The organism is Pseudomonas sp. FG13 (genome assembly GCF_057809755.1).
The window spans coordinates 565,600-579,698 of the sequence record NZ_JBMDKO010000001.1; the positions used below are offsets into that span (position 1 = coordinate 565,600).

Consider the following 14,099-nt stretch of genomic DNA (forward strand, 5'->3'; position numbering starts at 1 on the left):
TCAAACCGCTCCGTGTGTCGCAAATGTCTCGAGACGCGCCGCCAATTGCTGATGCAGGACGCCTTGCTCGAGGATGGTGAGGTGTTGCGCCTGGACGACTTCGCGGGTCAGCGGCCCGCTGCTCAGGCGTTCCCAATGCGGGTCGACGAATTCGGCCTGGGCCAGGGTGTCGCTGGCCCACCAGACATGAACCGGGCAGCTTAACCGTGCAGGCTTGAAGCTGGCCAGCAGGCGCTGAGTGTGTTGCTGGTAGCGCAGCCGCGTTTGCAAGTGGTCCCAACTGTCGCCATCGAGTTGCAGGCCTTGCTGGCGGGCCCATTGCACCAGTTCCGCCAGGCGTGCCGCAGGGGGCAGGGCGCCCAGTTGCTCGGTCAACGCGGCGATGACGGGTGGCGGCAACTGACGCATCAGCACCTGGCTGTCCAGGGTCAGCGCCTGCGCAGCCGACTCCAGCAGCGCCTCGACACTGTCTTCCGGTGCCTGATGCTGGTACTGCGAGTCGATGATGCCGAGAAAGGCCACTTGCTCGCCCTGGCTTTCCAGGCGCGCGGCTGCGGCAATCGCCAGCAGTCCGCCGAGGGAAAAGCCCAGCAGGTGATAGGGGCCTTGGGGCTGCTGTTGGCGCAGGTGCTCGACGTAGAGTGCGGCGAGGCTTTCGATATCACCGTCCAGCGTGGTGCTGTCCTCGGCCAGGTAGGCCGCCTGCAAACCCCAGAGGTTCCAGGATTGCAGGGGAGCCAGCAGCGTGCGGTAGTCCTGCACATGGCCGGTGGACGGGTGGAAGCAGAACAGATTGGCGGCCTCGGCATTGAGCGCCGACAACCTGACCAGGGGCGAGAGCTTGAGCTCGGCCTGCACCAGCGCCGCAAAGGCCGAGACGCTGGGGGCGTTGAACACCGCATTGACCGTCACCGGTGCCGACAACGCGGTCTGCAGGCGACTGGCAAGCGTCACCGCCGCCAGGGAGTGGCCGCCCAGCTCGAAGAAGTCATCGTCGATGCCCACCCGCTCCAGGCCCAGCACTTGCGCCCAGACGTCGGCGAGCAGGGCTTCCAATGGTGTGCGTGGCAAGGCACTGCCGACCGTGTCGAGCACTTTGTCCGCCCATTGCTGCAAGGTCTTGCGGTCGAGCTTGCCATTACCCATCAGCGGCAGCGCCTCGACAATCCGCAGGGTCGGCAGCATGTAGTCCGGCAGGCAATCCTGGGCCTGGCCGTGCAGCCGGGCGACGGTGGTCGAATGCCCGGGCGCCAGGGTCATGAAGGCGAACAGTTGCTGGCCGAGTTCGCCCCGAGGGATGCATTCCACGGCGGCTTGGGCCACGCCGGGCAGGCGGGTCAATTGTGCCTGTATCTCGTCGAGTTCCACGCGAAAGCCGCGGATCTTCACCTGGCGATCCGCGCGCCCGGTGATTTCCAGGCTGCCGTCATGAAGATAACGGGCCATGTCGCCGGTGCGATACAGGCGCTCGCCTGGCCATTGTGGCAGTTCGATAAAGCGGTCGGCGCTTTGTTGTGGGTCCAGATAGCCCCGTGCCAGTTGCGGGCCGCCGATATACAGCTCGGCGCTTTGGCCGGGAGCGGCCAGGGCCTGCTGGTCGTCGAGCAAGTACAGGCGCATGCCGTCGAGACGGTCGCTGAGGGGCAGGCGACGATAGTCCACCGCCGCTTCGACAGCGTGCATCACCACTCCGACCGTGGTTTCGGTAGGGCCGTAATGGTTGAAGATCGTCAGTGCCGGCGCATGGCTGCGAATGCTCTGCAACAGGCGTCGCGAGCAGCTTTCACCGCCGAGGATCAATTGCTTGCGCGGCAGCACGGCAGCGCTTTGGGCATGGATCAACCAAGCGTCGAGCAGCGATGGCACGATCTTCAAGTGATCGATCGGGTATTGCGTCTGCCACGCAGCCCAGGCCTGGGCGTCCATGGCGGTTTCCTTGTCCAACAGGTGCAATTCGCCGCCGCTGAGCAGCGCCGGGAACAGCAGGGTGTAACCGAGGTCGGCCGCCAGCGACGTAACCACTGCGCTGCGCTCGCCCGCCATGAGTTTCAGGCGCTGGGAAACGCTGGCGACATAGCTGCCAAGCTGCCGGTGTTCAACGATGACGCCTTTGGGCGTGCCGGTGCTGCCCGAGGTGAACAGCACGTAGGCTGCGTCCTGGGGTTGGATGTCGAAGTCCGGTGCGCTCGTCGGCCCTTGTTGCCAGGCGGCTTCATTACGCAGGTCGAGGCTGACGACGGACGGCAGGGCGGGTGCGCTGCCGGCCGCGCCGCTGAGGACGAAGGCCGGTTGCGCCTGCTGCAGGATCGCCAGGGAGCGTTGCGCGGGCTGTTGGGCATCCAGCGGGATGAACGCTGCGCCGCTCTTGAGCACGGCGAGCATGGCCAGCACCATTTGCACCGAGCGGTCCAGGTACAACGCCACACGGTCCTCGCGGCCGATACCCTGGGCGCGCAGGTAATGGGCCAGTTGGTTGCTGCGTGCGTCCAGTTCGGCGTAGCTCAAGTGCCCGTTGTGATCGCGCAGGGCCAGGTGCCCAGGGAATTGTGCGGCACATTCGCGAAAGCGCGCCGGCACGCTGGTAAACGCCGGCGGCACGTCGAGCGGGGCCTGCACGGCAGCCAGCGTCGCCGCGAAGCCCGGGGCCTGCAACGACAGTTCCGACAGCGGTTTGTCCGGGTAGGCGAGGGCGTCGAGCAGCAGCGACTGCAACTGTTCCAGCAGTGTCGTGGCGGCCTGTTCGCTGTAGCGGCTCGGCGGGTGAGACAGGTTCAGGCGATAGTCGCCGCCGAGGGTTTCGGCCACCAGCAGCAGTTCCATGCCCGACGGGACAGCTTGGAGGTCCAGCACGGCAAGCGTCGATGCGCTGCTACCGAAGACTCCGAGTGGCCCAGGCAGGCGAGCACCCCATTGAAAGCCGTAATGCGCGGTTTCGACCACCTGGGCGGTGCCGGCGCCGCAATACTCCTGCCATTCGGTGGCGTGTTCGCAGAGCGTCTGCAGCTTTGCCAGCGCCTGGGCAAAGGAATGCTCGGGAGCCGCTTCCCAGCGCAAAGGCAGGGGCTTGGCGAACAGCCCCCAGCAGTCGGCGAGTTCTTCGTAGTCGTCACGGCAGTCATGCACCCAGTTCAGGGTCAGCGCCGGGCTGTCGCCGCTGCTCAAGCGCTGCAACAGGACGCCCCAGGCCGCCATCAGCACCTGCTCGTGGGAGGCCCCGTGACGCTGGCAAAAACGGTCCAGGGCCATGCCCAATTGCGGGTTTGCAATCAGGCGGGTGGTCACCGGCGCATCGGCGCGATCGCTGCGTACCTGGCGGTAGAGCAACTCGCCGGCCGAATCGTCCAGCGCCTGGGTAGCCCAGAAGCGCCGGCCCTGCTCGGCATCGTCGTCAGCCTGCAATTCGTAGAGCCAGGCACTGTATTGGGTGTAGGTCATGGCTTCGTCGTCGAGCACCGGTGCCTGCGCTGATGCCAGTGCCTGCACCAGGCGCAGCAAGGTCCCGCGGTCCGCGCTCAGCGCCTGCAGTTGCAGCACGACCCGGTGCCGGTCGGCATCCACCGATTGGACTTCGACGGTGATCCCATCGGCTGCGGTGACGGTGGACTCAATGACCTGCAACGGCGTCAGCAACCCCGGCTCCGGCCGCACCCGCAAGCGCAGGGCCTCATGGCAAGCACTCAACGCGGCGAGCCGTTGTTGCAGGCGCTCCAGCGCCAGCGCACCGCGAATCTCCAGCTCCAGCCGTACCGGCGGCAACCCGCCCAGCCATTGGCTGCGCTGCTGCGGCGAGAGGGCGAAGGCTTCTTCACGCTTTTCGTAAGCCGTCATGCCTGCACCTCCGCCACCGGCAGCGCCTGCGCTTCAGGCAAATGCTCCTTCAGTTCTTCGCGGCGCATCATCTGGCCCATGGCAACACAAATCTTGCGCTCGCCTTCAAAGGGGTCCCGGGCGTGGGCCACCAGCATGTTGTCGAGCATCACCATGTCACCTTTTTGCCAGGTAAATCGCACGGCGCAGTCCTCGTATGCCGCGCCGATCACGTCCATCACCGCATCTTCGATCACGCTGCCATCGCCGTAGTAGACGTTGCGCGGCAGGTGCTCCGGGCCGAACAGATTGATCAGGTTGCTGCGCACTTCAGGCTCCAGGCAGGCGGTGTGGTGCAGTTGCACCTGGTTGAAGAACGACAGCTCGCCGGTCTCGGGGTGCTCGACAATCGCCGGGCAGTGCTGGGCGATACGCAGGTTATCGGCCCCCAGCCATTCCCAGCGCATGCCCGATGCCCGGCATTGGCGTTCGACTTCCTCGCGTTGTTCGGTCTTGAAGAAGTCCTGCCAGCGTACGTCCAGCTTGTCGGTGAAGTGGCGTACATAGAGCAGGCCGTGGGTTTTCAGGCGGGTGACGATGTCGTTCGGCAACCGCGCCAGTACCTGACGGCAATCGACGATGGGCGTGCAGCCGCCTACGGGGGACGGTGTCTCGCAATAGAACCACTGCTTGCGCGGCCATTGCGGCAGGTGCGAGCTCTCGTTGTGGAAGAGAATCATGTGTTGTTCCGGGTACGGCGTGGAATGGTAGATGTTCTTGCCGGAGGTGTTCTTCGGCAGATCGCCGTAAGTCCCATAGAGGTCCGGTTCGATGGCCTGGGCGAACTGTTCGAACGCGGCGGCGTCCGGCAGGTTGAAGCCACGGAACAACAGGCCGCCGTGGGTGCGCAATTGCCCGTTGATCCATTCCCTGGCTTGCAGCGCCCAGTGCACCGGATCCAGGTCACCCAGCAACGGTTCGATCACCAACGGCAGGGGTTGTCCAGGGATCAGGCTGCGGCTGCGCACCTGTTCGTGGGCCAGCTGGCTGACGGCGGTGGCGCGGGTCTGCTTGAGCTTGCTCAGCTTGGAAAGCTTGCGGGCGCTACGGGCCGTGGCGTCGTCGGCGGGCGAGTCGGGCAGGGCGGGCGCTGTGCTGCCCTGGCCTTCCTCGAGGCGCCAGGACCAGTTGTCCAGCGCCTGCCCGGAGACCGCAATCTGCTCGACCAGGCTTTCGAAACCTTGCTCGAAACGCCGGACAGTCGCTTCCTGCAACACGCTGGTGCGATACACCCAGCGCACGTTCAGGCCCTGCTCCTCGTCTTCCTCGACAAACACCGCGAGGTCGAACTTGCTGCTCTCCTGGCGCGGGACCAGGTGTTCCACCTCAAGATCCGGCAGGTTGGCGTTGCCGCTCGGTGTGTTCTGCATGACGAACAGCACCTGGACCAGCGGGTTCACCCCCGGCGTGCGCGGCGGTTGCAGCTCCTCCACCAGCTTGTCGAACGGCACTTGTTGATGCTGGAAGGCCGACAGGCAATCTTCACGCAAGCGTTGCAGGCGAGCGTCGAAGGTGTCGCCTTCGGTCAGGCGTGCGCGGATCGGCAGCACGTTGACGAAAAACCCGATCAGGTGTTCCAGGGCCGGGTGTTCGCGGTTGGCCAGGTCGGTGCCGACGATGAAATCGTTGGCCCCGGTGGCACGCTGCATCAGGCTGTTGAAAGCGTTGAGCAGGACCATGAACAGCGTCGCCCGCTGCGCTTGCGCATACGCCTTGAGCACCTGGGTCTGGGCCGGTGTGAAGCGTTGCTCCAGGGCCGCGCCCTGGTAATCGGGACGTGCCGGGCGTGGGTAATCCAGCGGCAGCGGGATCAGCGTCGGTGCGCCGTCCAGTTGGCGCCGCCAGTAGTCGATGGCCCGTGCCAGCAGGTGTTGCTGTGCTTCGCTGCGTTGCCAGTGGGCATAGTCGGCGTACTGGATCGGTAGCACCGGCAGGGTCGGCGTCGAACCGCTGGTGTACGCCTGATAGCCGATGATCAGTTCCTGGACGAGGATGCCCATGGACCAGGCGTCGGTGGCGATGTGATGCAGCACCAGTTGCAGCACATGATCATCCGTGCCCAGGCGCAGCAGGTTGGCGCGCAGCATCGGCGCCTGTTGCAAGTCGAACGGGGTGCTTGCCTGCTCATCGATCAGGCGTTGCAGGGTGTCTGCCTGCGCCTCGTCGGTCAACTGAGCCAACTCGGTCGGCGTCAGGTCGACCCGTGGTGCCGGGCTGATCACCTGGCAGGGCTGATCACCGTTGAGGTGGAAGGCGGTGCGCAGCGATTCGTGGCGTTCCAGTACAGTTTGCAATGCTGCTTGCAGCGCCGGGATGTCGAGCGCCCCGCGCAACCTCACCACCGTACTCATGTTGTAGGCGGCACTCGGGCCTTCGAAGCGATCGAGGAACCACAAGCGCTGTTGGGCGTAGGACAACGGCAGCGGCTGGTGACGTGGCGCCAGGGCGATTTCATTGTCGCCCTCGGCCACGACCTGGGCGTCGCGTTGCCGGTCGACCGCCGTGGCCAGTTGCTCCAGGGTGCCGCGTTCGAACAGCGTGCGCAGCGGCAGGCTGACGTTCAGGCGGCGACGAATCCGCGACAGCACCTGGGTAGCCAGGAGCGAGTGGCCGCCGATGGCGAAGAAGTCATCGTGCACACCGACGCTGTCCAGGCCGAGGATCTCCTGCCAGAGTTCCGCCAATACCTGCTCGGTGGCGGTGCGCGGTGCCACGCACAGCTCATCGGCGCTCTCGGCCTGAGGCACGCCTTTGGCAGCGAGTGCACGGCGGTCGACCTTGCCGTTGGCATTCAGCGGCAATTGCTCAAGCGCCAGCCAGCGGGCCGGGACCATGTAGTGCGCCAGTTGCGTACCCAGATAAGCGCTCAGCACCTGTTGCGCGGATTCGCCGCCCAGGTCGGCAGCGCTGTCGAGCACGTACCAGGCGACCAGCTGCAAGGCGCCACGGGCGTCGGGCAGCGCCAGGACGGCAGCGCTGTCCACCGCCGGGTGCTGCATCAGGCGGTTTTCGATCTCGCCCAGTTCGATACGGTGACCACGGATCTTCACTTGCTGGTCACGGCGGCCGAGGTACTCGATCACGCCATCGGCGCGCATCCGGCCGATGTCGCCGCTGCGGTACAGGCGTGCGTCCGCCTGGAACGGATGCGGGACAAAGGCTTCCTGGGTGCGCTGCGGGTCACGCAGGTAACCGCGACCCACGCCGACGCCGCCGATGCACAACTCACCGGGAACGCCGAGGGGCACCATGCGCAGCTCCGAATCCAGGACGAACACCTGGTTGTTGGCGGTCGGCTTGCCGATGGGCATGTGCAGGCAGTCGTCGGTCGGTGCCTCGGTGATCGGGTGGAAGGCAACGTCGTCCGAGCATTCCGCCGGACCGTAGGCGTTCATCAACGGGATGGCCGGGAAGCGTGCGAACCAGTCCCGCGCCAGGGCCGGTGGCAGGGCCTCGCCAGTGGGCAGCAGCCAGCGCAGGCTTGCCAGGTTGTGATGCGCCTGACTCTCCTGGAGCATGCCGCGAATCAGCGCTGGCACGGTTTCCAGCAACGTCAGCCCGTGTTCCTGAACGGCGTCGAGCAGGGCCACCGGGTCGTGGGCCTGGGCATCGGGCAGGATATGCACGGTGGCGCCGAACAGCGGCGCGGCGAGGAACTGCCACACGCAGATGTCGAACGCCGCGGACGCCGTCTGGGCAATCCGGTCGTGTTCGCCCAGGCCCAGGCTCGGCACCTTGCCGAACATGTTGTTGAGCATTCCTCGTTGTTCGACCATGACCCCTTTCGGCGTGCCGGTGGAACCCGAGGTGAAGATCACGTAGGCCAGCTGGTCGGGGGTATGGGCGTAGCTGACCGGTGCTGGTGCGCCGCTTTGCCAGAGCGCTTGGGCGATCAGGCAGGTGGGTTGCCGGCGCAGCTGCGGCAGGACGTTGTCCAGCGTCGCCGCCGCGCTCTCGCAGACCAGCAGAAGCGGGGCTTCGCCGAGGTTCAGCAGTTCCGCCAGGCGAGCGGGCGGTTGCTGGATGTCCAGGGCCTGGAATGCGGCGCCGACCTTGAGCGTGGCGATCATCATCGTCAGCAAGGCCAGGCCACGCTCGGCAAACAGCGCCACCAGGGTTTCCGGACCGGCGCCCGACGCTTGCAGCGAGTGGGCGATGGCGTTGGCGCGGCGGTCCAGTTCGGCGTAGGTCAGCGATTGGCCCTGGCAGACCGCGGCAAGGTGTTGCGCACGGCGCTGCACCTGATCGGCGAACAGCGCCGCGTAGCCGCGCTCCAGCGGGAAGTCCACGGCGCTGCGGTTGCACTCGATCTGCAACTGCTGGCGCTCCGCTTCGGGGAGCATGTGCAGGCTGCCCAGGGGCGCTTGCGGCTGATCGAGCATGCTCGACAGCAGTTGTACCAGATGACCGAGCATGCGCTGCACGGTGTCGGTGCTGAAGCGCTGGCTGTCATAGGACAGGCGAATGCCCAGGCGATCGCCAGGGTACAGCACCACCGTCATCGGGAAGTTGGTGTGCACCCGGTCTTCGTAGATGTCGATGCTGAAGGCGTCCAGTTGCACGCTGCTGATGTCCAGCGGGGCGTTCTCGAACACCACCAGGCTGTCGAACAGCTGCTGGCCACGGGGCACTTCGCTGCAACGCTGGATGTCCACCAGTGACGCGCTTTCGTGCTCGCGCAGCTGCGCGTTGTGCGACAGCAATGCCTGCAGCCAGTCGGCGACCGGCGCTTCGGGGTCGACGTCGACCCGCAGCGGCAGGCTGTTGATGAACAGCCCGACCATTTCCTCCACACCGGCCAGATCGGTCGGGCGGCCGGCCACAGTCACGCCGAACAGCACGTCGCGGTTGCCGCTGTAGCGCGACAGCAACAGCGCCCAGGCGCCCTGGATCCAGGTGTTGGGGGTCAGTTGATATTGCTGGCACAACTGCTGCAACCGTTGGGTCTGGGCGATGCTCAGGGTCTGGTCGAAGTCGCCGACTTGCTCCGGTGCCTGCTCGGGGCGGGCCACGGGGCTGTCCACATGCAGCGGCGTCGGCTCGCTGAAACCGGCCATTTCCGCTTGCCAGAAGGCGTGCGCGGCGGCCATGTCATGGCGCTCCAGCCAGCTCATGTAGCCTCGGAACGAACGCAGGCGCGGACGGGCCACGGGCTCCTGGCGCACCAGGGCCTGGTAGATCGCCAGCAGGTCCTCCATCAGCAGGCCGAAGCACCAGGCATCGGTGAGGATATGGTGGAAGCTGCGCACCACGGCGAAGCGGCGCTCATCGAGTTGGAACACCCGCAGATGGGTCAGCGGCGCGCAGGCCATGTCGAAGCCTTGCAGGCGTTGCGCTTCCAGGGCCTGGTCCATTGCCAGGCGCTGCTGCTCTTCATCGAGATGGCGCAGGTCCTGCCAGTCGAAAGCCCGGTGGGTCTGTCGGTAGACGCATTGCAACGGCTCGTGGTCTTCCTGCCACCAGAACGCGGTGCGCATCATCGGGTGCCGTTGCAGGAACAATTGCCAGGCCGCTTCCATGGCCGGGCGTTGCAACACGCCGTCCCAGCTGTAGCGTTGCTGCATCAGGTAGATGCCGCTGTGGGGTTGCAGCAGGGTGTGCAGGAGCATGCCCTGTTGCATCGACGACAACGGGTAGACGTCTTCGATGTTCGACCAGTCCAGGGGCTCGGCCGCCAGGGTCGTCGCTTGCGTGTGGCACAGCGGGAAGGCCTGGCTGGCAGGGCGCAGGTCGGTTGCGCTGTGCAGCCTGGCGAGTTCGCTCAAGCGTTGCATGAGCCGTGGTGCCCAAGTCGCGGCGAGGCCGCCCTGGCTGCGCAGGTGCAGGCAATCGTCCTGCCACCAGGCGTCGAGGGTCAGCGGACAGGCAGACGCCGCCAGTGGATTTGCCGCTTCGACCCCGGTGAGGATGCCGTGCTCCTCGCGATGGCTGTCGAGGTTGCCCAACCAGCGAATGGCGACCGCTGCCGCCGGCAGATCGCGCAGGGGCTCTTGCAGGTAAGTGTTGTCCGACAGGTAGCGCAAGGCGCCGTAGTCAACGCCTTGTTGCGGGTAGGCGCGCATCTGCGCGACCAGGGCCTGCACGCGTTGCAGCAGGCTGTCGCCTTCGGTCTGGAGGAAGTACGGCACGGCCAGATCCAGGGGGCCGAGGATGCGTGCCGGTTCGAGGTCGGCCACGGCGATGGGCGCATCGACAGGCAAGCGCTCGGTGGCGGGGCGGGTGCCTTGAACGCTCAGTGCAACCAGGCCGTCGCCGCCCAGCTCACGGCATTGTTCGACCACGGCTGCGGCCAGCAGGTTGTTCCAGTCCAGTTGCAGCACCTCGGCCACGCGTTTGAGTTCGCTGGAGGTGCTGGCGGGCAGGGCGTGTTCGACCACGCTGCTGGGTTGCTCGCTTTCCGGCAGTTGCAGCGGCTCCATGCCGGCGTATTGCAGCCAATGTTCCCAGGCGTCGTCGAGGGCATCGCTTTGGGCGTGTGCCTGCTGGTGTCGCGTCCACTGGCTGAAATCGCCGCCGGCATAGGACAGGCGGACCGGCCGGTGATACATCAGCTGTGCCAGCGCCAGGTTGAGGTCGGTGAGCAGCAGCGACCAGGATGCCTCGTCCACGCACAGCGGGTGAGCGGCCAGCAACAGGGACGGCTTGCCAGCCACGTCCAGCAGGCAGGCATGCAAGGTCTGGCCAGCATCCAGTTCAAGCGCGTCGACACCGGCCTGGGCCAGGGCTTGCAAGTGCAGCGGGTCGCACTCGGCCAGTTTCTCGTGGGCGATCAGCGGCGCCTTGGCCGAGCCCAGTACCCGTTGCTGCCATTGCCCGTCGGGCAACGCTTTGAGTGCCAGGCGCAGGGCCTGGTGGTGTTGCTGCAAGGCGCTGATCGCCTGGCCCAGCAAGTCGCTGTCGATGACCTGGGCCAGCGCCACGCAGCGCCAGGTGGCCTCGAGCGGGCCCTGTTGCAGGCGTGCCCGTTGGCCGGCGCCCAGTGGCAGCTCGTAACCGTTGGCAAGGTTTTCCGCCACCCCCTGGCTGGCATCGGCACCCAGTACCCGGGCGATGTCGGCGATGGTGCGGTTTTCGAACAACTGCCGAGGCGTGAGCTTCAGTCCCTGCTGGTTGGCGCGGGCGATGATCTGCAAGTTGATGATCGAGTCCCCCCCCAGCGCGAAGAAGTTGTCGTGCACACCCACCCGTTCAAGCTTGAGAACGTCCTGCCAGATGTCGGCCAGCAGTGCTTCGACTTCGTTGCGCGGGGCGACATGGCTGGCGCTGTCGTCGGTGGGTTTCTGTGGTGTCGGCAAGCGCTGCACGTCGACTTTGCCATTGCGGGTGAGGGGCAGTTCGTCGAGGGTGATGAAGTGCGCCGGCACCATGTAGTCCGGCACGCGGGCGCTGAGGTCGTTGCGCAGCTTGGCGGGTGAGATCGATTGGCTGGCGACCAGCCAGGCCACCAGGCGTGGGCTGCCGTCCAGTTCGACGACGCGCACCAGTGCCTGCTCGATCAGCGGTGACAGGCGCTTGATCTGCGCCTCGACTTCGCCCAGCTCCAGGCGGTTGCCACGGATCTTCACCTGGCTGTCGACTCGGCCAAGGAACGCGATTTGACCGTCGACTTGCCAGCGCACGCGGTCGCCGGTGCGGTACCAGCGCTGTTCGTTCGCATCGACATGGAAGCGTTCGGCGGTGAGGTCGTCCCGGTGCAGGTAACCCCGGGCCAGGGCGCCGCTGATCAGCAGCTCACCGGACACGCCGATGGCGGCCAGGCGACCATTGCCATCGACCACCTGCAGTTGACGGTTCGGCAGCGGCCGGCCGAGAGCGATGCTGCGCAGGCCCGCCGGCAGTTCGGTCGCGATGGCGCCGACGGTCGCTTCACTCGGGCCATAGTGGTTGAACACCTTCAAGCCCGGTGCCAGGCGGTTCACCTGTTCCAGCAGCGCCGGGCTGAGGGCGTCGCCACCGAACACCAGCAGCGCGCGGGGCAGCAGGCGGGCATCGGGCAGTGCCTGCAACAGGCCGGCGAGGTGGCTTGGGGTGATTTTCAGCACATCCACCGGATGCTGGTCGAAGAGTTCGGCCAGTGCCAGTGGGCTGAAACCGCTGTCTTCATCCACCAGCAACAGGCTGGCGCCGCTGCACAGCGCACCGAACAGTTGGGTATGGCCGAGGTCGGCGGCGATGCTCGACAGCAAGCCGTAGCGGGCGGCCGCTGGCGGGTTGAGCACGGCTTGCACCGCCGTCAGGTAGTCGACGATGGACCGGTGCTCGACCACCACACCCTTGGGCGTGCCGGTGGAGCCCGAGGTGTAGATCACGTAGGCGGCATCGCTCGGGCTGTGGGCCACGGCGGGTGGCACGTCTGGCTGGGCGGCGATGGCCTGGGCCTGTTCGGTCAGCCATAGCGTCGGTGTGTGCTCGGCCAGGCCCTTGAGCAGCGGCGAAGGGCTGGCGCCGATCAACAGCGCGGCGCGGCTGTCTACCAGCACGTCAGCCAGGCGGCCGGCGGGCTGCTTGATGTCCAGCGGCAGATACGCCGCGCCGGCCTTGAGGGTGGCGAGCAGGGCAATGACGAAATCGGCACTGCGCTCCATGGCCAGGGCGACCACGCTGTCGTGGCCGATGCCCTGGGCGCGCAGGTATTGGCTGAGGCGGTTGGCCTGTTTATCGAGTTCACGGTAGGTCAGTGCCACCTGGCGATCGCGTACCGCCAGTTGTTCGGGGTATGCGGCTACTTGCTGTTCGAAACGCTGGTGCAGGCAGTCCTGGGATACCGGCAGTTGCGCGCCGAGCCCTTGTACCAACAACTGCTGGCGTTCTTCCAGGCTCAGCCACTCGAGTTCGTTGACCCGGCACTGGGCTTGCGCCGTCATCGCCAACAGAATCGCGCGCAACTGTGCGGACAACACCGCGACCTCGGCGTCGCTGAAGCGGCTGCGGTCGTAGCTGATCAGGTAGTGCAACTGTTTGTCCGGCATCACGATCAGCGACAGCGGGAAGTGGTTGCGACCCTGGGTCAGGGTGATGCCGTCGGCCCGCTGCTCGCTGGCCGGAGCGCTGAAGCTCAAGCCGCCGGTGTCCTGGTTCAGCGCATCGGTGACCGGGAAGTTTTCGAACACCAGGATCGAATCGAACAGCGCCTGCTCGGCGGCGATGCGCGTCATCGCCTTGAGTTTGCCCAGGGGCAGGTAGGCGTGGTGGCGCAGGTCGCTGTTGGCGTGCTGCAACTGCTGCAGCCAGTCCACCAGCGCCGGGCTGTCGGCCCACTGCACCCGCAGCGGCAGGGTGTTGATGAACAGCCCGACGGTGCTGTCGACCGCGGCCAGGTTCTCCGGGCGGCCGGCGACGGTGACGCCGTAGACTACGTCGTCACGTCCGGCGTGTTGGCCCAGCAGCAATGCCCAGGCGCCCTGGATCAAGGTATTGATGGTCAGGTCGTGGCGACGGGCGAACTGTGACAGCTGCTCGGTTTCGCTGTCATCCAGCAGGCTTTCCCGCTCGGCGAAAGGCGCTCCAGCAGGCGCGGCCTCGCGCACGGCAAAGCTGGGCAGCGGGGTCGGTTCGCTGAGGTCCTGCAACTGCTCGCGCCAGAAGCCTTCGGTGGCTGCCATGTCCTGCTCCGCCAGCCAGGCGATGTAGTCGCGGTAGGCGCGGGTCGGTGGCAGGTGGGCGGGGCGGCCATGGGCTTGCTCGTAGTAGAGCGCCAGCCATTCCTGCACCGCGATGCCGACGCTCCAGCCGTCCATGAGGATGTGATGGAAGGTCCAGATCAGGTGCCAGCGCTCGGGTGCCAGGCGCACCAGGCAGACGCGCATCAGTGGCGATTCATTCAGCTCCAGGGGTTGCGCCCGTTGCTCCAGACCCAGTTGTTCCAGGGCGGCCTGTGGGTCTGCGCGGTCCTGCCAGTCCAGTTCGGTCAGGGGCAGGTCGACGTCCTGCTGCACCACCTGATAGGCGTCGTCCAGCTCTTCCCAGAGAAACGCGCTGCGCAGCACGGCGTGGCGCTGTATCAGCGCCTGCCAGGCACCGCGAAAGGCGTTGAGTTGCAGCGGGCCGTTCATTTCCAGGCTCAATTGCTGGTAGTACACCCGCGAATCCGGTTCAAAGACACTGTGAAACAACAGGCCGTGCTGGGTCGGCGAAAGGGAGTAGATGTCTTCGATGTTGTTCATGCTTGCTTGGTCCATTTCAAAGGCTTGAAAACAGTGGGTGTCGGGCTGGCGCCGCGGTGGTCAGGCAGT

General features: G+C 66.1%; 2 protein-coding genes. Both read right to left on the minus strand.

Translation table 11 applies throughout. The features are described from left to right. Nucleotides 1-3,828: a non-ribosomal peptide synthetase gene (locus ACODTO_RS02485; RefSeq protein ID WP_139642324.1), complete on the minus strand. Its 3,828-nt coding sequence runs from the start codon at nucleotides 3,826-3,828 to the stop codon at nucleotides 1-3. Beyond that, nucleotides 3,825-14,030, minus strand: coding sequence for a non-ribosomal peptide synthetase (locus ACODTO_RS02490; protein WP_139642326.1), 10,206 nt, complete (start codon nucleotides 14,028-14,030; stop codon nucleotides 3,825-3,827). The genes ACODTO_RS02485 and ACODTO_RS02490 overlap by 4 nt, the downstream gene beginning before the upstream one ends. Nucleotides 14,031-14,099: the final 69 nt, after the last annotated feature.